This window comes from Proteiniphilum acetatigenes DSM 18083, assembly GCF_000380985.1.
GTDB classification, from domain to species: Bacteria; Bacteroidota; Bacteroidia; order Bacteroidales; family Dysgonomonadaceae; genus Proteiniphilum; species Proteiniphilum acetatigenes.
In genome coordinates this window covers 86,362-109,695 of the sequence record NZ_KB905693.1, presented here as the reverse complement: position 1 = coordinate 109,695, position 23,334 = coordinate 86,362, and the positions used below count along the sequence as shown (strand labels likewise).

15 protein-coding genes are annotated in these 23,334 nt (G+C 45.2%); 4 read left to right on the top strand and 11 right to left on the bottom strand.

Annotation, left to right across the window (positions count from 1 at the left end; translation table 11 throughout):
- Positions 1-205 precede the first annotated feature (205 nt).
- The gene (locus F597_RS0102565) at positions 206-1,180 is read left to right on the top strand and encodes a polyprenyl synthetase family protein (protein ID WP_019538144.1); all 975 of its coding nucleotides are present in this window, start codon (positions 206-208) and stop codon (positions 1,178-1,180) included.
- A gap of 55 nt (positions 1,181-1,235) precedes the next feature.
- Here F597_RS0102565 and F597_RS0102560 read toward each other — a convergent pair whose 3' ends face one another.
- From F597_RS0102560 to mnmG, 9 genes are all read right to left on the bottom strand, one after another.
- Positions 1,236-1,661, bottom strand: a complete 426-nt coding sequence (locus F597_RS0102560; protein ID WP_019538143.1) for an Hsp20/alpha crystallin family protein — start codon at positions 1,659-1,661, stop codon at positions 1,236-1,238.
- Between the two features lie 367 nt (positions 1,662-2,028).
- Complete coding sequence (locus tag F597_RS0102555) at positions 2,029-3,597, bottom strand: calcineurin-like phosphoesterase C-terminal domain-containing protein (RefSeq protein ID WP_019538142.1); 1,569 nt, start codon at positions 3,595-3,597, stop codon at positions 2,029-2,031.
- Positions 3,598-3,873: 276 nt separating this feature from the next.
- Positions 3,874-7,272, bottom strand: coding sequence for a glycoside hydrolase family 2 TIM barrel-domain containing protein (locus F597_RS0102550; RefSeq protein ID WP_026327044.1), 3,399 nt, complete (start codon positions 7,270-7,272; stop codon positions 3,874-3,876).
- A gap of 104 nt (positions 7,273-7,376) precedes the next feature.
- Positions 7,377-8,246 (bottom strand): deoxyribose-phosphate aldolase, encoded by an 870-nt coding sequence (gene deoC, locus F597_RS0102545; protein ID WP_019538140.1) that lies wholly within the window; start codon positions 8,244-8,246, stop codon positions 7,377-7,379.
- A gap of 26 nt (positions 8,247-8,272) precedes the next feature.
- Positions 8,273-8,614, bottom strand: a complete 342-nt coding sequence (locus tag F597_RS0102540; RefSeq protein WP_019538139.1) for a nucleotide pyrophosphohydrolase — start codon at positions 8,612-8,614, stop codon at positions 8,273-8,275.
- 106 nt (positions 8,615-8,720) lie between these two features.
- On the bottom strand, positions 8,721-9,173 hold the full coding sequence (gene dtd / locus F597_RS0102535; protein WP_019538138.1) for a D-aminoacyl-tRNA deacylase: 453 nt from the start codon (positions 9,171-9,173) through the stop codon (positions 8,721-8,723).
- Entirely contained in the window at positions 9,170-10,975 is a 1,806-nt protein-coding gene (uvrC, locus tag F597_RS0102530) for an excinuclease ABC subunit UvrC (protein ID WP_019538137.1), read from the bottom strand. Before uvrC ends, dtd begins: the two co-directional genes overlap by 4 nt.
- A 90-nt stretch (positions 10,976-11,065) precedes the next feature.
- The gene (locus F597_RS0102525) at positions 11,066-11,590 is read right to left on the bottom strand and encodes an adenine phosphoribosyltransferase (RefSeq protein ID WP_019538136.1); all 525 of its coding nucleotides are present in this window, start codon (positions 11,588-11,590) and stop codon (positions 11,066-11,068) included.
- Between the two features lie 233 nt (positions 11,591-11,823).
- Entirely contained in the window at positions 11,824-13,698 is a 1,875-nt protein-coding gene (mnmG, locus tag F597_RS0102520) for a tRNA uridine-5-carboxymethylaminomethyl(34) synthesis enzyme MnmG (RefSeq protein ID WP_019538135.1), read from the bottom strand.
- A gap of 281 nt (positions 13,699-13,979) precedes the next feature.
- Here mnmG and F597_RS0102515 point away from each other — a divergent pair, with 281 nt between their 5' ends.
- Positions 13,980-14,747 (top strand): hypothetical protein, encoded by a 768-nt coding sequence (locus F597_RS0102515; protein WP_019538134.1) that lies wholly within the window; start codon positions 13,980-13,982, stop codon positions 14,745-14,747.
- Between the two features lie 45 nt (positions 14,748-14,792).
- Here the strand turns inward: F597_RS0102515 and ybeY are convergent, their stop codons facing one another.
- Positions 14,793-15,221, bottom strand: a complete 429-nt coding sequence (ybeY, locus tag F597_RS0102510; RefSeq protein WP_019538133.1) for an rRNA maturation RNase YbeY — start codon at positions 15,219-15,221, stop codon at positions 14,793-14,795.
- Positions 15,222-15,259: 38 nt separating this feature from the next.
- A complete protein-coding gene (locus tag F597_RS0102505; RefSeq protein ID WP_019538132.1) occupies positions 15,260-16,492 on the bottom strand; it encodes a nucleoside recognition domain-containing protein in 1,233 nt (410 codons plus the stop codon).
- Positions 16,493-16,717: 225 nt separating this feature from the next.
- Here F597_RS0102505 and F597_RS21465 point away from each other — a divergent pair, with 225 nt between their 5' ends.
- Positions 16,718-17,512: a ComEA family DNA-binding protein gene (locus tag F597_RS21465; RefSeq protein WP_019538131.1), complete on the top strand. Its 795-nt coding sequence runs from the start codon at positions 16,718-16,720 to the stop codon at positions 17,510-17,512.
- An 86-nt stretch (positions 17,513-17,598) separates the two neighbouring features.
- Entirely contained in the window at positions 17,599-23,172 is a 5,574-nt protein-coding gene (locus tag F597_RS0102495; RefSeq protein WP_019538130.1) for an alpha-2-macroglobulin family protein, read from the top strand.
- The last annotated feature ends 162 nt before the right edge of the window (positions 23,173-23,334 follow it).

Genomic DNA, 23,334 nt, shown 5'->3' with positions numbered 1-23,334 from the left:
AATTATATTCAAATAAATTTAGTTGTTTTGAGTCGCCTTCGCTCCTCGATTTTTAATTCTGCGCTCGGCAAAACAAAGCTTGCTTGATTTTGCTCATTTAACTTAACGAAAACATTCAAAATCTGATTAAGAAATGTAAAGTTACGAATATTTGTTGCTAGGAGGAGAATAATTTATAAATTTGTGACATAAAATTCAGGATGCGATGGATCAAAGTCAGGTCATAAGAGATTTTTTGCAGGAAGAACTGGAACTTTTTGATACTTATTTACGAGAGTCAATCAAAAACGACAATCCCCGCATTTCAGGAATTATCGATTATGTTTTTAAGGCGAATGGCAAACGGTTAAGACCCATGTTGGTGTTGTTGACTGCAAAAGCCTGCGGGCAAATTATCCCGGAGACATATCATGGTGCTGTGACTGTTGAGCTGTTGCATACAGCCACACTTGTGCATGATGATGTGATTGATAAGTCCGATATGCGCAGAGGCAGACGTTCGGTGAATGCTGTTTATGATAACACCAGGGCGGTGCTTGTGGGCGACTATCTTTTGTCGTCGGCTTTGGCTGAGAGTGTAAAAACAAAAGATCTCAACATTGTACGGATCATGTCGGAGTTGGGAAAAAGCCTTGCAGAAGGAGAATTAGTACAGTTTGCACTTGCCGAAGAGATCCTTATTGATGAAGTATCCTATTTTCAGGTGATCGAAAAGAAGACAGCCTCTTTATTACGTGCCAGCATTACTATTGGAGCCATTACCGGAGGCGCTTCCCCGCAGACTATCTCAGGATTCAGCCGCCTGGGAGGCATTCTGGGAATCTGTTTCCAGATAAGGGATGATATCTTTGATTATTACAAAACCGATGTGGGTAAACCTACCGGGAACGATATCCGGGAGGGAAAAGTGACGCTTCCGCTTATATATGCTCTGCAAAATGCACCCCAGACGGTTTCGGACGAGATATTGAAAATCATTCAATCGCGGGATTATTCGGATGAGAATATCGAACGGGTGCTTGATTTTGCCAAAGAGTATGGTGGAGTAGAGTATGCCTACAAAAAGATACGGGAATTGCTGGATGAGGCCGAAACGATCATCTCGGAGCTCGCCATCGATGACCAGATCAAAACTCTTTTGCGTCTTCTTCTGATCTATTTGAATGATCGAGACCATTAAAAAAGAGAGTGAACCCGTTACGGATCACTCCCTTTCTCCATTCATTTCCTGTTACTTATTGGATTTCAATCAGCTTGGATGTAGAAACTTTGTCTTCTTCCACAGTGGGGATTTCAACGGTCAAAACTCCGTTTTCCACTTTTGCAGAAATCTTATCCTTTTCTATATTCTGGGGCAGTACCATTCTTCTTTGGAACTGCGTATAAGAAAATTCACGTCTGAGGTAAGCTCCCTTTTTATCTTTTTCTTCCTGTTCATTCTTCTTCTCAAAAGAGATTACCAGATTATTGTCATCATCTATTCTCACTACACAGTCTTCTTTGGTCATACCCGGAGCTGCAACTTCCACCGTAAATCCTTTTTCATTTTGCTGGATATTGATGGCAGGAACAGATCTGCTGCTGTTTTCCATCCATTCATTACCGAAAAAGTCATTGAAAATACTCGGTAACCAGTTGTTTGTACGTCTGATAATTGCCATAATTTTACTCCTTTCTTTTAGTTTTCTTTTGTTACACTATTAAAAGGGCAAAATACATGCCGGGAAGAAGTTTAGCCCGTTCTTAAGTATATTTATGACAAAATGGCCGTAAAAGGTCAAAAAATGGTCTAAAACTGTAAAATATAAAGACAAAATGACAGCATTTAGAGGGGTGTTGAAATTGAAAATGGTTTTTTTGAGATTAGTATCCGGTACTTGCACAAAGAGATATTGCTGTAAAAAAGAGACCATTCAGGGTAGAGTAGCCTCTTTTCGGTATACTTTATCAGCTGACAAACCTTGTTGCCACAGAGCGTCAAAGGTGTAGTACGACCTCTTTTGATGGGTTTTTGTATGGCAGAAAAAATTATTCGAGGATCGAATATGTTCTTTTGCCGGAGTGAGTCTTGCCATATCTGTCGGTAGCCCGTACTTCGATGGTATGCTTGCCTGCCGGCAGATCCGTCGGAACAGGGGCGATCCATACATGGGTGCTGTTCACCGGATTCGACGGACGTCGTCCCGGCAATAGTTCTTCGGTGAAATCCCACTCCAGTAATTTTGTGAGATAGTTGAGGTCGGGAGCGGAGACATAGTGCATTTTCCGCCATTCCCCTTCATCCATTCTGTATTCAACCAAATCGTTTTGACTGCCCATAAAGAAGTTCACCATGATCTGAGATGTGGTTCTTCCTTTATGTGGGACTACTTTCGGAGCAAAGATATTCATTTGATAGTCGCTTTCCCTGCCGGCAACTTTGTAATCCACATCATATTGATTCCCGTTGATATTCAGAAAAGCATATCCTTGCGGCGTACCGTCACGCATAGTGGCGTCGGGTAATCCCTTCTCATCCAGTTTCCCCGAATACCAGTCGCCCGAAGTAGTACCCACATTATATTCATGCAAAGGTTTTTTTCCTTTCCATCCGTCTGCTTCGGTGTATTCGATCTGGTCCTGTAAATGGGTGTGTGCCGACATGATCAGTACATTTTCATAATCTTTCAGCAGGTCGAACAGGCGCTGGCGGTCTTCCAACCGGTACGAACCACCTGAATTGTCTTTCATATGAATGTGTTGCGACAAAACCACCAGTTTGTCTTTGGGGACATGCTTCAGGTTGTTTTCCAGAAAAATAAGCTGATCTTCGCGGTAGCCGCCCCAATAGCCTTTACCGTCACGTGGATCAGGATAGAGGATATTATCAAGGATGATGAAATGTGCCTTGCCGTAGTTGAAGGCGTAATTGGCGCTGCCGAAATTCTTTTCGAACGTTTCGTCCGAGAACTCATCGGAAGGAGCGTCGTAATTCATATCGTGATTACCCATTACGTTGTACCATGGCAGTTGTAGATGGCGCATCCGTTCTTTGTAGACCGGATGCAGATCAAGATTATCGCCTGCGATGTCACCTAAGCTGATCCCGAAAAGCGTCTTGTCGGTCTTCTTCACATCGTTCACTATTTTTTCCGTGAAATAATCCATATCCTGAATGGAGTAGGGCTGTGGGTCACCGAAAATAACGGCGGTGAAGTTCTCCGGCTCATCCTGTTTGTGAAACGCAAAATCTATCGACTTAGGGAGACTACCCGTTGGCGATATTCCTTTATAGGTGAAAGAATCGGGTGAACCCTCCGGTTTGTGGTGGTAATAGAACCGGGGAATAAAATTTTCATCCACAGGAGTTTTGTATCCGCCGGGCTTGATCACGAAGATTGTATTGCCGTTATTTACAGGGAGAGTATAAAATCCTTTACTATCAGTAAGCACCACATCTGTTCCGTTTGAAACGGCCACATTGGGAATGCCGGCTTCACGTCTGTCTTTCTTCCCGTTTCTATTGGTATCTTCATATACATATCCTTTGGCAGTCTGTTGGGAATAGGCCAGGATGCTGCTGAATAACAGAATAAGAACGAGTAAATTTTTTTGCATTGCTGTGTGTTTTATGATTGAGCTGTTAATTGAACTACAAAGATAAATCTTTCTCCCTGTCAAACTGTTTCGCTTTGGTGAACTTTTTCGTTAAGCTAAATGAGCAGAGCCAAACTTGTTTGAGCTATGCCATAGCGAGAAAAAGTCTAACTTTAGTGAACTTTTTTGTTAAGCGAGTACAAAGGAAAAACATAAACAAAACGGGCAGAAAGCCGGAAAACCAACCTTCTGCCCGTTGCAATAAGATCTGAAACGATTTGATGCAACTAAATCCCTTTAGTATTTCAAAGGTGATTTCTCTGCGATCCCTGCTTCGTTTTTCACCGGAATCAGTGTGAAACCCCATTTGTAATCCTGATTGGCAGGAATACTGTATTCGGGAAGGGGGCGGGCTCCCCAACTATTGTATCCCGCAACGCCTTGTTGTTTCATATCGATACATACCTCCACGAAGTCTTGGGGGACGATATCATTGATATGCGTCTGGCGGGGTCGCTTGTTCTTTGCCTCTTCATCGGAACGGGAAGCGATTTCCTCACTGCTGAAATTGTTCCACTGATAAGGCTTGTCCTTGTTCTCTTCGGAGTCAAAATCCTCTACGCTGTTACGCAATGCATTGAATCCTATGGTACTGTCGGCAACGACCATCAATCCGCCGGTGCCATTGGTGAGGGCTACCCATCGTGTATCGGTCCGATGTCCGTTTTCCTGCGGGCGAACATAAGGGAAATAATTTTCCTCTGCAGTGGTTTGGTAAAGGCCTACTTTGGATCCGGAAGCCCTGTCGATATAATTCTCTCCCGGGCCACGGCCAAAATAAGATACGTTATTCATCGTCACCGGCATACGGAATCGCACGCCTATACGGGGGACATTCAGAGTGGATGAAGCTTTACGGGCAGCGGATGCTTCCGGTGAGAAAGTGGCTGTGAGCGTCGCTTCGGAAGCACCAACCTGTCTCTCCTCCATATCGGCAGAGAAGAATTTCACATCTACCTTTATAACCCCGGAAGGATAGATACTGTATTTTACAGTATAAAGATTGCCGGCAGCAAGCAGATAAGTGGTTTCAACCACCACTTTATTATTTTCAGGATAACTCTTCACGTCGGTGACATTGAAATTTTTGCTTGATTGTTTCCATATCTGCAGGCGGTGAGGATTTCCATTTCCGTAATCGTTATCGTTCGGGGCACGCCAGAAGTTGGGCTGTACGCCGAAACCTTTGTCAAAATACTCATTCCCTTCCACCTTGTAGGAGGTAACCATACCGCTTGCTTTGTCAAATACAAATTCCAGGCGGGGTGAGGTTACACGGATGCTGTTTCCGGATTGATCCACTTGTAGCGGGGGATTGTTACTATTCCCCGTATATGCTTGCTTAGGTATCGAGAGCGGTAGTTTGAATTGTTCGATGGCTACGATGTAACCGGCAGGAATTAATGGTGCAGCCTCTTTTTGAATCACTTCAAAGTTGACAAAATATTCCATACCGGGTTTGGGCTGTAACTTACCGACAGGTAATGAAACCTCTGTTGTTTGTTGAGGTCGCAGGGAGACTTGCAACATTCCTTCGGATATGTTCTTTCCGTTTTCAGTGATAGTATAGCGGAAAGTATAGTCATCCGTATTGGAGAAATATTGCCGGTTAATGATCCGGAAAACGCCTGTTGACAGATCGACCGCTTCAAAAGCAAAATTCTGGTGGACATATTTCACTTCGGCCAGGGCAGGGTGGGGGGTACGGTCTGGATTTACCAGTCCGTTGCAGAGAAAGTTTCCGTCACTGGGCATATCTACACCATAGTCCCCGCCATATTTATAGTAGAGCCTTCCTTCTTTGTCGTAAGCTTCCATACCCTGATCTACCCAATCCCAGATGTATCCGCCCTGCAGATTCGGGTATTTGTAGATTGCTTCCCACTGGATATCAAGATTACCGTTGGAGTTACCCATGGCATGTGAATATTCTGAGGGGATCACCGGCCGGTCGCTCCCTGCTTTGCCGATCTCTTCCAGCCAGGCAGCACTGGGATATTGTGGCACATACATGTCCGAGTTAAAGCCCCATAACGCCCGTTCATAGTTCACCGGACGATCCATCAGGCTACGCTCCTGGTCTTTCAGGAATTTGTAGGTATGGAAGAAATTGATACCGTTGCCGGCTTCATTGCCAAGCGACCAGATGGCGACGGACGGATGATTTTTGTTCCTTTCGAACATATTTACGGTCCTGTCCATATGGGCCTGCTCCCATTCCGGGTGTTTGGCGAGGGATCGTTCACCGTAATAAAGCCCGTGTGACTCGATATTGGCTTCATCGTATACATAGAGCCCGTATTCGCTGCACAGTTCATAGAAGCGGCGTGGTTGCGGATAATGGGAGAGACGGACGGTATTGATATTGTGGAGTTTCATCAGCTCGATATCTTTTCGCATCAGTTCTTCCGTCACATAATGCCCGGTTTTGGGGTTAGTCTCATGCAGGTTGACCCCTTTTAACTTGATGGGTTGCCCGTTCACAAGGAAAAGCCGGTCGGTTCGATCGCCGGTCTTTACCGGTTTGATCTCGAAACGGCGGAAACCGACAGGGTAGGGGACTACCTCTCCCGACGTTTCCCCTTCTTTCTCCACGGTGATAAGCAGTTTGTAAAGATGGGGATGCTCAGAAGTCCATGTAGCCACATCAGGCAGCAGTTGCGCGTTGAAGCGGACGGTATTCTCTCCATGGCTTTGGACTGCCACCGGTTTCGTTTCTGAGGCAACCACTTTGCCGACGGGATCGAGCAGTTCATAAGAGACTTCGGCATAGGAAGCGCCGGACAGGTAGTTGCTGACAGTCGTTTCCAATTCGAAGATACCATTGCGGTAACTATCATCAAGTGTCGATTTCACCCTGAAATCACGTAACGATGTTTTGGGTTGTGACCAGAGGAAGACATCCCGCTCAATACCGCTGATACGCCAGAAGTCCTGGGCCTCAAGGTAGGAGCCCGTACTCCAGCGGAATATTTTCAGTACGAGTGAATTTTTGCCGGGATGTACATAAGGATTGATCCTGAATTCGGCAGCTGTTTTGGAATCCTCGCTATATCCTACCTCTTTTCCGTTGATATATACATAAACTCCCGATTTGGCTCCGTCAATGGACAAAAATATCTCACGGTCGTTCCAATCTTCGGGGATATCTATTTCACGGCGATATACGCCCACCGGATTTTCTTCCGGAAGATAAGGCGGCTCCATCTTCGGATAGCGGGTTTCCGGATCACGTTCTACGAATTCGTAGGGGTGATTCACATAGATCGCAGTACCGAAACCTTGCATTTCCCAGTTGCCCGGTACCTTGATATCTTTCCATCCGGTGAGGACGACGGTAGAATCGGTGACATGTTCGGGCAGTTGTTTGTAGGAATCCACGAAGTAGAATTTCCATGTTCCGTTAAGAGAAAGATAATATTTACTTTCCTCGAAAGGGATGTTAAGCGCTTCCGATCTGGTTTCGTAGGTCATAAATTGCGTACGCGGATGCTCCTTGTTTACCTGTACTACGTTCACATCCTGCCAGTAGGGGGTTGTACGGCGAGGTGAAATTGACCTGTGATCCTGCGCTGACAATGTGCTTAGACTACACAAGCAGACAATAGCTGCCAGGAGAAAAGATTTGATGTTCATATATTTATAAGTTAAAAATTACCAATTAAAAATTACCAATTACCATATTATTTTCATCCCGTTTACCGGGATTTTCGCTGCGCTTCAATTGGCACATTAGCACATCATTTAACTTCTATTTGTGAGAGAAGATCATCGGCCAGTCGACTTGCCCCGAGACGGAACAGGGTATTGTTGCACCATTCTTCGCCAAGTATCTCTTTCACAATAGTATAATATTTCACGGCATCCTCTGTAGTAGCAATCCCTCCGGACATTTTCAGGCCGATTTTCTTCCCTGTTTTGGCATGATAGGAGAGGATGGCCTGACATATTACGTACGCCGCTTCAGGGGAAGCCCCGGGATATCCTTTTCCGGTGGATGTCTTCAGGAAGTCAGCCCCGGAATAGAGCGCCAGGATGGCTGCATTATGAATATTCTTTACATTTTGTAGTGCACCGGTCTCCAGAATTACTTTCAGTGAAGCGTGACGGCAGGCTTCTTTTATTTCGGTGAGTTCTTCACACATCTCTTCATATTCACCCTCTAAAAATTTTCCTACGTTGATGACCACATCTATCTCGTCTGCCCCGTCTGCTACAGCGAGCGATGTTTCGGCTATCTTGATCTCGTTAAAGGTCTGGGATGAAGGAAATCCTCCTGCGACACAGGCGATTTTCACATCTGCAGTCAATGCCTCTTTCACCGTATGGGCAAAGTTGGGATAGACGCAGATGGCTGCTACATTATCCATTTCGGGATTAGAGCCGTCGAAACTGTTTACCTTCTCGACGAATTTCCAGATACTTTCATTGGAGTCGGTGCTATTGAGAGATGTAAGATCTATACAACTATACAGTTTCCTATAGACTGCGGAATTATTATTTTCACTATATTTTTCAGCGAGAAGGTCGTTTACTTTTTTAGTAACTTCTTCGTCCGTCAGCATAAACGGATGTGTATTGATAGCTTTGCTATACTTGTTTGTTTCCATCGGTCTTTTTATCTTTATTTAATAAATTATTTATCATTGTTATCCTGTAATTTTGCGTTATTAAGGTGTCTGTCGGCATCTCTCATGGTTTTCTTTTTTATGTTTTTGATTAATGCCTCTTCCAGGTTTACCCCGGTCTGGTTGGCCAGGCAAAGGAGTACCCAAAGCACATCCGCCATTTCATCGGCCATATTTTTCGATAAGTCAGATTTTTTGAAAGATTGATCACCATACGTACGTGCCATGATCCGTGCCAATTCACCGACCTCCTCAGTGAGGATCGCCATATTGGTCAGCTCGCTGAAATAGCGGACACCATAGGTTTTGATCCATTCATCCACTTGCTGTTGGGCTTCCTGTATCGTCATATTGTTTCGTTTTGTTTCTCGTTACTTTTTGGAATTCGTCCGGAGTGATTATACCTACTTTCTCCCCAGCCTTCCTAGTTTCCCGGTCTCCTCCTTCTTCCGGTTTCTATTCCCTGTTTTTTGAATCGATCCAAATCGTAACCGGTCCATCATTTACCAGACTGACCTGCATGTCGGCCCCGAACTCCCCGGTCGCTACCGGTTTCAATAACATTTCCGACAGAGTAGAGCAGAACTGCTCATAAAGAGGGATGGAGATATCCGGTTTCGCAGCACGTAGATAAGAAGGTCGATTGCCTTTCTTTGTGCTGGCATGCAGTGTAAATTGTGAAACCACTAATATATCGCCCCCGGTTTCAAGCACCGACCGGTTCATAACTCCTTTTCCATCGTCAAATATACGTAAATTTACCGTCTTTTTACATAGGAAGCCAATATCCTCTTCATTATCGGCTTCTTCTATTCCTACCAATAGTAGCATCCCTTCGCCAATACTGCTTATTTTTTGCCCGTCGATATGAACGGCTGCTTCCCTTACGCGTTGAATAAGTAATCTCATAATTGCTCATTTTCCCTTGTTATCCATTTCCAGATGATCTCGCCTTTACTTTTTCCGATCACAGAAATGAGCTCTTCTTTGGTTGCCTCTTTAATCCGTCTGATACTTTTGAAATAGATCAACAATCTCTTTTTTGTTTCGGGGCCGATACCTTTGACCTGGTCCAATTCCGAAGTTGTTTGAGATTTGCTCCTTTTTTGCCGGTGGAAGGTGATCCCAAACCGGTGCGCTTCATCCCGTGCCTGCTGGATAAGTTTTAACGTTTCTGAACTCTTGTCGATATAGAGCGGAATGGGATCTTCAGGGAAATAAATTTCTTCCAGGCGCTTGGCAATACCTATAATTGCGATTTTTCCGTATAGTCCGATTTTCTGAAGCGATTCCACAGCAGCATGCAATTGTCCTTTACCTCCGTCAATTACAATGAGTTGAGGCAGGGGAGCGCCTTCGTTAAGTAGCCGAGAATAGCGTCTTTCTATAATCTCGCGCATTGATGCGAAATCATCAGGCCCTACAACCGTTTTCACGTTGTAATGGCGGTAATCTTTTTTTGATGGTTTTGCTTTTTTGAAAACAACACAGGCTGCCACCGGATTTGTCCCCTGGATATTGGAATTGTCGAAGCACTCGATGTGCCACGGAATTTCTTTTAACCGGAGATCATTTTGTACTCCCTTCAGGATTCTGGTTGCCCGTTGTTCGGGATTGAGCATCTCTGCTTTTTTCAATTTGTCGATCTTATATTGCTTTACATTCTTTTCTGACAGGTTGAGCAGTTTTCGTTTTTCTCCCCTTTGTGGAATGGTGAACTCTACGTCCGGCAGTTTCAGGTCGGGAATAAAAGGCACGATTACCTCTTTCATGTCACTGCCGAATCGTTGCCGCATCTCTACAATCCCCATTCCAAGCAGTTCTTCAGGAGATTCATCGAGTTTCTTTTTATATTCGAACGTATAAGCTTGATTCACAGCGCCATTCACTACGTGTAGGTAATTAATGTATGCTGAATTTTCAGCCTCTTCAATGGAGAAGACATCCAGATTATAGTTTATGTTACTTACTACCTGTGATTTCTCTCTGAAATTCTGGATCAGCAGCAATTTTTCCTTTAACCTGTGTGCCTCTTCAAACCGCAGTTGTCCCGCAAGGGTCTGCATCTTTTCATGAATCTGTCTTTCGATAATAGCTACATTCCCCTTCAATATCTCAATGATCTCTTCGATATTTTTATTGTACTCTGCCAGTGATTGCAAAGCCTCACATGGCCCTTCACATCGTTTGATATGATATTCGAGGCATACCTTGAATTTTCCGGCGGCTATGTTTTCAGGAGTCAGATTGAGCCGGCACGTACGTATTTTGTATACACGCCTGAAAATATCCAGCAGTGCATTCACCGATTGTACCGAGGTATAGGGGCCGAAATATTTGGACCCATCTTTCACTATATTCCGGGTTTTATAGACCCGGGGGAAATATTCATTTTTCACCACGATAAAGGGGTAGGATTTGTCATCCTTAAGCATCACATTGTATCGTGGCTTTAACTTTTTGATCAGGTTATTTTCGAGTAAGAAGGTGTCCTCTTCAGAATTGACGACAATGTATTTTATCTTTCGTATCTTTCTTACAAGAATGCGTGTTTTCGGATGATCATGGTGTTTGTTAAAGTAAGAAGAGACTCTTTTTTTGAGATCCTTGGCTTTACCGACATATATAACGGTGTCATTCTCATCAAGGAACTGATAGCAGCCCGGTTGGTGAGGGATAACGGCAAGCGTATTTTTAATTTCGTCGGTCATGGCTGGGCCTTAGTCTAAATTGGAGTGGAAATCCCTGATGACCGGCCAGCAATTCTATCTGCCGATACTATCAGGGATATTCTCTCCCCCTTAAAATTTGATTACCGAATTTACTTCGACATCTTTCGGGAAATGATCAATCCCTTTTAGCTCTTCCAGTTCTATAAGAAAGTTGATATAAATCTTCTTTACACCCAATTTCTTTACAAGATTATACGCAGCCACCATCGTTCCTCCGGTAGCCAGCAGGTCGTCGTGAAGCAACACCACGTCCTCATTCGTCAATGCATCCTGGTGGATCTGGATGGTGTCTTCCCCATATTCTTTCGTGTAAGTTTCTTCTATTACTTTATAGGGGAGTTTCCCGGGTTTGCGGATAGGCACAAATCCTACACCTAACCGGATCGCGGTAGCCGGCCCCATAAAAAAACCCCTGGATTCGATCCCCACCACTTTGGTAATACCCTTGTCCTTATATCTGTCATATAGGATATCCGAAAGTTCTTTCAAGTGAGATGCTGATTGGAACAGGGTCGTGATGTCGTAGAATTCAATCCCCGGAATAGGGAAGTCAGGGATGCTCCTGACAGCGGAAGTAAGTGTTTCGATGCTCATTTTTTATTTATTAAAATTAGTCTATTTGAGTCGCCTTCGCTCCTCGATTTTCAATTCTTTACAGGCTATTTCTACGTTCGACATAAGCAAAATTTGTTTTGCTTATGCTCTCTTGTCGAAATAGTCCCCGCGATGGTATAATATAAGCGAGTTTATACTATGCTCATTTAGCTTAACGAAACGTTGTTATATAATTTATCTTTTTTGAATGTTCCACGTGAAACATTTCTGTTTTAACGTCCTAATAAGACAAGCAAAACGGATATGTCATTGGGTGAAACACCCGGAATTCTGCTCGCCTGGGCGATCGTCTCCGGGTTAATTCTGGTCAGTTTTTGTCTTGCTTCTGTCGAGAGCGATTGTATTTCGTTGTAGTTGAATTTGTCCTTGATGCGGATATCTTCTAAACGTGTTATTTTATCTGCCATCATCCGTTCACGCTTGATATAACCGTTATATTTTATCTCTATGTCGGCCGACTCAATGATCTCCTCTTCCCGTTCGTCGATAGTCTCTAATAGCTCTTTGAGCGGAGCCACCTCTTGCGCCATTAGCGTCAGGTCGATGTGTGGCCTTGTTAACAGGTCATGTAGCTTCACGCCGTGCTTCAAAGGTGCTGTTCCGATGTGTTCGAGGAATGGGTTGATACGATCTGCCTTGATGGAGAAATTGTGTGCGAAATTGATGATTTGTGCAACTTTTTCTTCTTTTCGGTTGAGTAGCCGGAGTCTCTCTTGAGTCGCCAACCCTAACTCATAACTCTTTTTTGTGAGTCTTTCGTCTGCATTGTCCTGACGGAGAAGAATACGGTATTCAGCACGGGAGGTGAACATCCTATAGGGCTCGTCAACACCCTTCGTGATCAGGTCGTCGATCAATACCCCTATGTATGCTTCGTCTCTGCGTAATACAAAAGGATCTCCTCCATGACAGTTGATATGGGCGTTGATGCCTGCTATCAACCCTTGTCCTGCCGCCTCTTCATAACCCGTAGTGCCGTTGATTTGTCCTGCAAAAAAGAGGTTTTTTACCAACTTTGTTTCCAGTGTCGGATGCAATTGCCGGGGGTCGAAGAAATCATATTCTATGGCATAACCGGGACGGAAAATATGTGCATTCCGGAAGGCCGGTATCCGTTGCAAGGCGCTCAATTGTGTCTGCAAGGGTAGGGAAGAGGAGAAGCCGTTAAGATAACACTCATGGGTTGTTTCTCCTTCAGGTTCCAAAAACAGTTGATGGCTCGTCTTCTCGGAAAAAGTGACGATTTTGGTCTCTATGCTGGGGCAATAGCGAGGCCCTATGCTTTGGATCTGTCCGTTGTAGAGTGGTGAATCACTTAAGCCATCACGTAAGGCTTCATGTACCTCCTCAGAGGTATAAGCTATCCAGCAGCTTCTTTGTTTGAGTGTCCGTTGTACATCCGGAAGATAGGAGAATTTGTGAAAATCTTCATCTCCTTTCTGTTCTTCCAGCAGGGAAAAATCAACCGTTCTCCCGTCAATACGTACTGGAGTCCCTGTTTTCATCCGGTCAGTGGAGAATCCCAGGTCACGCAATTGCTCTGTCATCCCGTAGGAGGCCGGTTCGGAAACACGTCCTCCACCGATCTGTACCTTGCCAATATGGATCAGTCCATTTAAAAAAGTGCCGTTTGTAAGGATTACTGCTTTGCTGAAAAACTCTACCCCCATGCCGGTTTTTACTCCGGAAATAGTAGAGTCTTTACAAAGAAGTCCGGTCACCATATCCTGCCACATATCCAGGTTAGGTGTGTTTTCTATAATTGTGCGCCATGTTTCGATAAATTTCATCCGGTCACTTTGTACACGGGGGCTCCACATGGCAGGGCCTTTTGAACGGTTCAACATGCGGAACTGGATAGCAGTCTTGTCGCTCACAATTCCCGTCTGCCCACCCAATGCATCAATTTCACGCACAATCTGTCCCTTGGCAATACCACCTACGGCGGGATTGCAACTCATCTGGGCAACCTTGTTCATGTCCATCGTGATCAGGAGTGTCTTGGATCCCAGATTGGCAGCGGCTACAGCCGCTTCGCATCCGGCATGGCCTGCCCCTACCACTATGATGTCGTAATTGAAAGTCATTTTTTTTTGATTTGAGATAGCAAAGATACTAAAAAAGAAAAAGTTACCTGTTATAGTAATGTTAATTACCGGAAAGAGGTATAAAATCCCTTTTAATTCAGATGTTTACAGAGAGAATGATTCTTCAAGTTCCTTCGTTTGTTTATCGGAATCTTTATATATTTGCACCCAAAATATCAATTGTTCAATTACATTAGTCGTTTTGAGTCGCCTTTACTCCTCGATTGTTAATTCTGCGATCGACATATATTTTATATAAAAAATTTCTAAAACTTGCGATAATGAATCTGAAACAACTTTTCTTGGCTGCATTTTGCATACTTTTTACCTTTTCTGTATATGGACAATCTGATAACAGTGGACAGCAATACCAAAAATTTTATTTGTCGTTGAATGCTGGTATGAACTTCAACTTAGGATCTTCAAGTACTGAATTATCGAATGAACTTATCGTTCCTCCAACCAAAAGGGGATTTTCTCCCGGTTTTGATGGTGCTTGGTTTTTCTCAAAGAATTATGGAGTTGGGATAAAGTATGCTTTCTATACATCCAAATACAATAAAGAATCTTATCTGGAATATACAGAACACTCCTATGATTATCCTGTGTATGAATACAAGTCATTAGCCTTTAAAGAGGAATCGCATATGTTTGGTCCCGCCATTTATGGAAGATGGCCTTTGGGTGAAACGAAATGGATGATCATGGCTAATGCCGGAGTAGTGATGTTTTATAATGAATTGACAGGAATAGAAAAGATAATTACTTATATTATTGATTCTCCTGATTTGATCGTTGATCGAAGTCAATTACCCGAGGATAGAAAAATGGGTGGTGCATATAAAGGAGTTGCTGCAGGTTTTACTTTGTCCGGAGCTATCCGTTACCAACTTCTCCCTTTTGCAGGAATAACTGTCCAGACCAGTGGTATTTATGCACCCTTTTCCAGAATAAGCGATCCCAATTTGAAGAATGGACCACATGGTGAGGATCTCTCCAGAAGGATCGGCAGAGTAGGTCTTTCAGCCGCTATTGATTTCTCTTTTTAACGATTTGTTTTTTCCAAGGCTCTTTATATGGCGGGAATTACAGAATTAATTCCCGCTTTCTTTTCTCAGGCTGAGGGCTCTTTCTTCGGCCTCTTTCATCTGTTTGCTTTCGGCTTCCGATTTATCGTCGATACCGCATAAGTGGAGCACGCCATGGATAATGACACGGTATAACTCCTCTTCAAAATCGGTATCATATTGAATTGAGTTGGATAGTACCGTATCGATGCTGATAAAGATATCTCCCGAAATACGTTCGCCTTCGGAATAATCAAATGTGATGATGTCGGTATAAAAATCATGTTGCAGGTATTGCCGGTTAACTTCCAGAATTTTTTCATCGGTACAAAAAAGATAGGAAATATCACCGGTCTGTTTTCCGTAATTTTTTACGACGGTTTTTATCCAGTTGGCAGTCTCCCGTTTTTTGATCTTTGGGAAATCTATGTTTTCAGCGTCGAAAGTAATTGCCATTTTATTAACATTTATTTGCTTGGAGAATCCTGTATTTATTATCCGAAAAAGAGGTAGGCCACGAAAATGGCGGCAATAATACCTGCCAAATCGGCCAAAAGCGCATAGGGAACGGTATAGCGGGAATTTTTGATGTTCACCGCACCATAATAAACAGCCACGATATAGAAGGTGGTGTCGGTAGCCCCCTGAAGTACGGAGGATAATCTGCCGGCGAACGAGTCGGCTCCGAAGGTCTGCATGGCGTCGATCATCATTCCCCTGGCACCGCTACCGCTCAGCGGTTTCATCAATGCGGTGGGCATACCATCCACCCAGCGGGTATCGAGACCTGTCAGGGCTACCAGATCCCGCAGCCCTTCCATCAGGAAGTCCATCGCTCCTGAAGCACGGAAGACCCCAATCCCTACCAGTATGGCGATAAGGAAAGGAATAATGGTGACAGCAGTCTTAAAGCCCTCTTTTGCTCCGTCGATAAACGCATCGAAGATATTGATCCGGCGGCGTAATGCCTTTACAATGAAAAGTACGATAATAGTGAAGAGAAAGATATTTGCGGCAAGTCCGGAGACAATATTGATCTGTTCCTGCGACATCGACCGGAAGAGAATTATTGTGCCGATGATAAGTACTGCTATGCTCAATACAAAACCCATGATCGCCTTGTTGAAGATATTGATACGCTGTTTCAGACAGACGGCAATCATGCCGATTACGGTAGAGGAAAAGGTTGCGATCATAATAGGGATAAATACATCGGCAGGGTTGGCAGCACCCAACTGTGCACGATAAACCATAATAGTGACGGGAATCAATGTCAAACCCGATGCATTCAGGATCAGGAACATGATCATGGGATTGGAAGCTTCCTCTTTTCTCAGGTTAATCTCCTGCAGTTCCTGCATCGCTTTCAACCCGAACGGTGTCGCTGCATTGTCAAGTCCCAGCATATTGGCAGAGAGGTTCATCAGGATGGAGCCCGAAGCAGGATGATTCTTGGGTATACCGGGAAAAAGCCGGGAAAAAAGAGGAGCGACAGCTCTAGAAAAGAGTTCTACCATCCCTCCCCGTTCACCTATCTTCATCACGCCCAGCCAGAGCGACAGCACCCCCGTCAATCCCAAAGAAATTTCGAACCCGGTTCTGGCAGACTCATAGGTGGAATTCATGATCTCGGTAAAGACGTTTACATCTCCAAAGAAGATGAGCTTTACCAAAGCCACTACGAAAGCGATCAAAAAAAATGCAATCCAAATGTAATTCAATACCATATCTTGCGGAAATCTTTGATTAGACGGATATATTAGCGGACAAAGATTCACCAAAGATACAATTTATGACTATTTATCAAAAAGAAAACAATATAATTTCTAACTTTAAGGCAAGTTAATGTGCCAATGAGAATAATATGCCAATGAATGAGTACGGGTAGTGTGACGATCTACGGGTCGGTGGAAAGAAGGAAAAATGACCGGGGAGAATAAAATCTAAAAGACATGCGCTGGAAAGATTTTCTATATTTTCAAAGAAGTTCAAAGACGGCGGTAATTCTGTTGCTTGTTCTTATTGTGTTAACCCTTATTTTGAATGCACTTCTCAGCTACAGGAACTCGTCGGATGTTATTCTGATGCAGAATGATTCGCTGGTTCGGGAATTTGAAGAATTTCGGCATACATCAAAGATAAGGGAACCTTCCGCCGTTACTGTTCCAAACGAGAGAGGGGCCCCAATGGAGCGGAAAAGTGCTGCAGAGCGTTCGTTAGACAAGGATGGCTCTGCAAATAAGAGTATCTCTCGTCAAGGTGAGAGGAATGCTACAGAAGGGTATTCCTCTCAAAGCAGTGATATCTCATCCTTCCGTGCTGCTTATCCGTCCATAGAGAAACTCTCCGAAGGAGAAACTATATCCCTGAACAAAGCCGATACGTCCGAATGGAAGAAAGTGCCCGGTATCGGTAGTGTGTATGCCTCCCGTATTGTGAAGTACCGCGACTTGCTGGGAGGATTTGTATATGTTGAGCAACTATTGGAAGTATATGGTATTGATCAGGAACTTTTCTCCCGTATAGCTGTTTATATTGAACCTGATGGCAATTTCCGCAGGATCCAGGTTAATCAATCGGACTTCAAGGAATTATTGCGTCATCCCTACCTGAATTACAAACAGGTTCAGGCAATTATGGGACTTCGTCGCAAAAAAGGTGATATTACTTCCATCCGGGAACTCTCCATCCTCGATGAGTTTATTTCCGAAGATATCCTCCGCCTTGAACCCTATCTGGAGTTTTAAATAATGATTCTGTTAATCAGTATATCAGTAAACTGACTAATCAGATAAGTCCTGATTTTAGGCTTTTGTATTTAAATTTTAATCATATGAAACGAACATCTCTCCCTTTTTTTTCTGCTTTATTTACGGCTATTCTTTTATGGTCAGCCGGATGTACCACAAAAAGCACCAAGGGGATTGACCCCGAATTTGCCCGCTATATCTCGGCATTTACCTATGGAAACGTCTCTTCCGATGCATTTATCCAGATAGAACTTGTGCAGGAAATCCCTGCCGTGGAATTGAATGCGGAGGTAAAAGAGAAACTGTTTTCATTCTCCCCCTCATTGAAAGGACAGACCTTCTGGGTGAATGGGAACACCATCCGCTTTATGCCCGATGCGGGCGGGTTGGAACCGGGCAAGGAATACAACATCACTTTCCATTTGGGAAAAGTGCTGGATGTGGAGGAAAAATTCCGGCAATTCAACTTCTCTATCCGTGTGAATGAACAGAGTTTTACTGCCGATATACTTCCATTTTCACCGATGAGCGTTTCCGATCTGACCTGGAACACGGTGGAGGTGACGATGAATCTGTCCAATCCCGTTTCGGCGGACGATGTAGCCAAAATGTTCAATGTGAAAGGGACACGACATCCGAAAGTCCGTGTAATGCCTGCCGGCGTCTCATCGTTTCGCGTTTTGATAGACAGCCTGCAGCGGAACGATAAACCCGGACAATATATACTGATCATTGACGGGAAAGCAATTAATTCAAAAAAGAAACTCGAACATACGATCGATATTCCCGCGTTTTCAAAGGAACATCTTGAAGTGACGGATGTGCGTATGGTGCAGGCCTCCGATCCTCATATCCGGCTGACTTTCAGTGATCCGGTTTCACAGACGCAGGATCTGGAAGGATTGATTATACCCTCCGGTGTGAAGAATTTCACTTACCGTATCGACAAGAATGTGATCAGGATATATCCCGAAACCCTGCCGAAAGGTCAAATGAACCTGCAAATCCATCAGGGTATCCAGAATAACTCCGGACTGACCCTTGACAAGAGTTATCTTTATCAATTGCAAGTGGACGATGATAAACCGCAGATAAAATTCGAAAAGAGTGGAAATATCCTGCCCGATGCAGAACAGCTATTATTGCCGTTCAGCGCTGTAAACCTTTGGGCGGTAGATGTGCAGGTGGTGAAAATATACCGTAACAATCTCCTTTATTACCTGCAGTCCTCTTCACTGAACAACAACCAGTCGGGTAGTGAGTTGCGTCGTTTCGGACGGTTGGTGATGAAGAAACGCATCCGTCTGGACAGGGATAAACAATTGGATCTTTCAAAATGGAACAATTTCACCATCGATCTTTCCCAAATGATTGAGAAAGATCCCGGTGCTCTCTATATGGTACAGCTCTCCATGCGATCCGATTATTCGCTCTATCCCTGCGAAGGGATAAGGCCGCAATCTCCCGATGAAGCGATCATGAAACGTTTTTCCGATGACCAGCTATCCGAAGAGGATGAAGCGGTGTGGGATGAACCATACCCTTATTATTATGAGCCGATCGACTGGAGCGGATATAAATGGGAAGAACGGGATGATCCTTGTAAGCCGACCTATTATATGCTTCAGGAGCGCAGGATCCAAACAATGGTCATGGCGTCGAACGTGGGTATCATTGCCAAAGCAGGGCAGGGGCATATCATGAGTGTGGTTGTAACTGATATACTCTCCACCGATCCTCTCTCCGGAGCCGAAGTGACTATATACAACTATCAGATGCAGGTCATGGGTTCGGGCGAGACCGACCACAATGGATTCGTAGAGATCGACTATAAGAAAGGTCGTCCGTTTGTCGTAACGGCAGCCAAAGGTGATGATATCGGCTATCTGGAAGTGGCGGATCAGGCGTCGTTATCACTCAGCCGGTTCGATGTAAGCGGAAAAGAGATACAAAAAGGATTGAAAGGATATGTTTATACCGAGCGCGGCGTGTGGCGTCCCGGTGATACCATTTTCGTATCTTTTATCCTTGAAGACAGAGAGAAAAAACTACCGGAAGGACACCCCGTGACCCTTGAGGTCTATACGCCCCGGGGGCAATTTTACCAAAGGCAAGTGAAGAGCGACGGTCTGAACGGGTTCTACACTTTCACCGTGCCTACAGATCCGGCGGCAGAGACCGGTGTCTGGCAGGGACAGGTAAAAGTGGGCGGTACTACCTTCCATAAGTCGCTTCGCATAGAAACCATCAAACCTAACCGGTTAAGGGTGCGTTTGGATACCGACTCCATTATTGATGCGTCAAATGGCGTTATCTCGGGTACGCTTACATCGCAATGGCTGCACGGCGCACCTGCTTCGAACCTGAAAGCAGATGTAGACCTGACGCTCTATGTATCTGATAACCCGTTCAAAGGATATGTCGGCTATTCATTCAATAATCCGATAGTAAAATTCGAAACAAGTAAGACGAAAATATTCGAGGGGGTACTCAATGCTTCCGGTGTGGCGGGAGTCAATGCCAAAGTGCCTGTGGCTGAAAATGCACCGGGGATGTTGCGCGGGAATATTCTTTCACGTGTGTACGAAACCGGGGGGGATATGAGTTTTTATGCCCAGACGGTCTTTTATTCGCCTTATAAAACCTATGTAGGGGTAAAAGCACCTGCCTTGCGCCCCGGCGAGTTCCTGGAGACCGACAGCCCGATCCCGTTCGATGTGGTTGCGGTAGATGCTTACGGCAAGTCCGTTTCGGGAAATGTGGAATACACCGTTTATAAGCTCAGCTGGAGCTGGTGGTGGAACAGTACGCAGGAAGATCTGGGGTCTTATGTGAACAATACTGCCGCCAACATTGTGACAAACGGAGAAGTAACACTCACCAACGGAAAGGGTAAAATCGATTTTCAGGTGAATTATCCCGATTGGGGACGCTACCTCCTTCTGGTGAAAGATAAAGAGGGCAAGCATGCTACCGGAACGGTCTTTTATGTCGATTGGCCGTTGTGGCGTGGACGCTCGGCCAAGAGCGACCCGGAAGGGCTGACCATGCTGGCATTCTCCACCGACAAACCGTCGTATGAAACCGGTGAGAAGGCAACGGTTATCATCCCGAAAAGTTCGGAAGGCCGCGTGCTCATCAGCATCGAAAACGGATCGGGAATCCTTCATCGGGAATGGGTGAAAACTTCCGGTGAGGAAGATACCAAATATGTGATAGAGGTTACTGAGAATATGGCACCCAACTTCTATGTATTCGCTACCATGCTGCAACCGCACGCGCAGACCGTGAACGACCTGCCTATCCGGATGTATGGTGTGGTGAATGTGGGTGTGGAGAACAGGAACAGTACTCTCGAACCGGTTATCCGGATGCCGGATACACTTCAACCTGAAAAAGAGTTCACCATCTCGGTATCGGAAAAAACAAAAAAACCGATGACCTATACGCTTGCTATTGTGGATGAAGGGTTACTCGATCTGACTGCATTCAAGACGCCCAATGCGTGGAGCGAGTTTTATGCCCGTGAAGCCCTTGGCGTACGCACGTGGGACCTGTTCGACCGCGTATTGGGAGCAAACACCGGTATGATGGGGCCGTTGCTGAGTATTGGCGGTGATGAAGCGTTGAACCCATCACGCGACAACGTGAACCGCTTCAAACCTGTTGTGAAGTTCATCGGACCGTTCGAGTTGAAAGGTGGTGAGATAAAATCGCATACGATCCGGCTTCCGCAGTATATCGGGTCGGTACGTGTGATGGTAGTGGCCGGTGGAGACGGTGCCTATGGCAACGCCGAGAAAACCGTCGCAGTGAAAAATGACCTGATGACACTTTCCACGCTTCCGCGCATCTTGGGACCGGACGAAGAAGTATGGCTTCCGGTCAATGTTTTTGCTATGGGGAATAGCGTGAAAAATATACAGGTTACCATTCAGACAAAAGGATTGCTCAAACCAACCGATGGGACAACCAAGAGTTTGTCGTTTGACAAGCCGGGCGACAAAATCGTTTTCTTCAGACTTGCATCCGGTAAGGAAAACGGAGCAGAACAAGTGGAAATTAAAGCCACGGGTAACGGTATGTCATTCACGGAGACCATCGATATCGCAGTCCGTAATCCGAATCCGCCTATAGTACTCACACAGGCAAAGCTCATCGAACCGGGTGAATCGGTAACGCTTGATATTCAGACCGAGAGTGTGGAGCCTGATGATTGGGCTACCCTCGAACTCTCGCGTCTGCCGAGTGTGAACTTCAGTCAGAATATGAATTACCTGCTCGAGTACCCGCACGGATGTACCGAACAGATCACTTCGCAGGCTTTCCCGTTGCTCTATATTGAGGAATTCACGGTATTGAAAGAAGATGAAAAGAAGCAGATAACTGCGAAAGTGAATGAGGTGATCCGGATGCTTTCATCCCGGCAATTGGCCGATGGCGGTTTTATGTACTGGTATGGAGATAATTACTCATCGGAATGGGCGACCACCTACGCGGGGCATTTTCTGGTTGAGGCGAAAAACAAAGGGTATGAGGTGCCGGAAACCGTGTTGTCCCGATGGACACAGTTCCAGAGGAGACTTGCCCAGAACTGGCTGCCTACTAATCCTAACTGGACTTATTACTCCGTTTCGATGATCGAATTGCAACAGGCGTATCGCCTCTACACCCTGGCGCTGAACGGAAGTACGGAACTCGGAGCCATGAACCGAATGCGGGAACTGTCCGGTTTGTCGCTGCAGGCACGCTGGCGGTTGGCTGCTGCTTATGCCCTGGCAGGAAGAAAGGATGTCGCTAATTCGCTTGTCTTTAACCTGCCGGATGAGGTGGAAGACTATAATTTCAATAACGATACCTATGGAACATCGGCGCGGGACAGGGCGATGATACTGGAAACATACCTGTTGCTCGATAATGTGGAAAAAGCGATGTTACTGGCACCGTCAGTGGCACAATCATTGTCGTCCGGTTATGTCACTACCCAAACCGCCGCATTCGGACTGGTGGCAATGGCGAAACTTGCCGGGCAAGTCGGTTCGGGAAATATCGATGTCGACTGGACATTGAATAGCAAAAATATGGAGAATGTGAATACGCCGAAAGCGATTTATCAGGTAGACATAAAGCCGGACAAGAGTCTTTTGGTAAATCTTACCAATAAGGGAGAAGGTAAGCTCTATGCACGCCTTTCGGCCAGGACAATTCCACAGGTCGGTACGGACCAGGAACTGACACAAGGGCGGTTTAGGATGTCAGTAAGGTATGTCGATCTGAACGGCAACCCGCTGAACGTGGAATCACTCCCGCAGGGAACGGAATTTACGGCAGTGGTAACCGTCCAGAACAGCGCCGAACAGGCCTTTACCGATCTGGCGCTGACACAGGTATTCGCGTCAGGTTGGGAGATTTTCAATGAGCGGATGCTCGAAGCGGATGCGTCCGCTCCCGACGGAGGATATAACTACCGCGATATTCGGGACGACCGTGTACTGACCTATTTCAACCTTGGTGCAGGACAAACGAAAACATTCCGCGTGCGTTTGCAGGCAGCATACCGGGGTAATTATTATCTGCCGCCGGTATCGTGCCAGGCAATGTATGCACCGCAGGAGGAAGCCAGAAACAAGGGAATGTGGGTAAAGGTTGTGGAATAATGAAATAAATCGTATGATTGCAACTAAATCTTGCGACTGAAGATGCTTTGCGACCCATATTAGCTCGCATGCGCTAAAAGAGTAGAACTCGCTTCGCTCAGACAACTACTCTTTTTAACGCTCATTGCGAGCTATGGGTGCCCCGTAAAATATCTAAAGGTC

Excerpts from the sequence above, each read along its gene's own strand:
- F597_RS0102555 (WP_019538142.1), bottom strand. The coding sequence starts at position 3,597 with ATGCAAAAAAATTTACTCGTTCTTATTCTGTTATTCAGCAGCATCCTG.
- F597_RS0102550 (WP_026327044.1), bottom strand. The coding sequence starts at position 7,272 with ATGAACATCAAATCTTTTCTCCTGGCAGCTATTGTCTGCTTGTGTAGT.
- F597_RS0102505 (WP_019538132.1), bottom strand. The coding sequence starts at position 16,492 with ATGGTATTGAATTACATTTGGATTGCATTTTTTTTGATCGCTTTCGTA.
- F597_RS0102560 (WP_019538143.1), bottom strand. The coding sequence starts at position 1,661 with ATGGCAATTATCAGACGTACAAACAACTGGTTACCGAGTATTTTCAAT.
- F597_RS0102565 (WP_019538144.1), top strand. The coding sequence starts at position 206 with ATGGATCAAAGTCAGGTCATAAGAGATTTTTTGCAGGAAGAACTGGAA.
- F597_RS0102515 (WP_019538134.1), top strand. The coding sequence starts at position 13,980 with ATGAATCTGAAACAACTTTTCTTGGCTGCATTTTGCATACTTTTTACC.
- F597_RS0102495 (WP_019538130.1), top strand. The coding sequence starts at position 17,599 with ATGAAACGAACATCTCTCCCTTTTTTTTCTGCTTTATTTACGGCTATT.
- mnmG (WP_019538135.1), bottom strand. The coding sequence starts at position 13,698 with ATGACTTTCAATTACGACATCATAGTGGTAGGGGCAGGCCATGCCGGA.
- deoC (WP_019538140.1), bottom strand. The coding sequence starts at position 8,246 with ATGGAAACAAACAAGTATAGCAAAGCTATCAATACACATCCGTTTATG.
- F597_RS21465 (WP_019538131.1), top strand. The coding sequence starts at position 16,718 with ATGCGCTGGAAAGATTTTCTATATTTTCAAAGAAGTTCAAAGACGGCG.
- F597_RS0102525 (WP_019538136.1), bottom strand. The coding sequence starts at position 11,590 with ATGAGCATCGAAACACTTACTTCCGCTGTCAGGAGCATCCCTGACTTC.
- dtd (WP_019538138.1), bottom strand. The coding sequence starts at position 9,173 with ATGAGATTACTTATTCAACGCGTAAGGGAAGCAGCCGTTCATATCGAC.
- F597_RS0102540 (WP_019538139.1), bottom strand. The coding sequence starts at position 8,614 with ATGACGATACAGGAAGCCCAACAGCAAGTGGATGAATGGATCAAAACC.
- uvrC (WP_019538137.1), bottom strand. The coding sequence starts at position 10,975 with ATGACCGACGAAATTAAAAATACGCTTGCCGTTATCCCTCACCAACCG.
- ybeY (WP_019538133.1), bottom strand. The coding sequence starts at position 15,221 with ATGGCAATTACTTTCGACGCTGAAAACATAGATTTCCCAAAGATCAAA.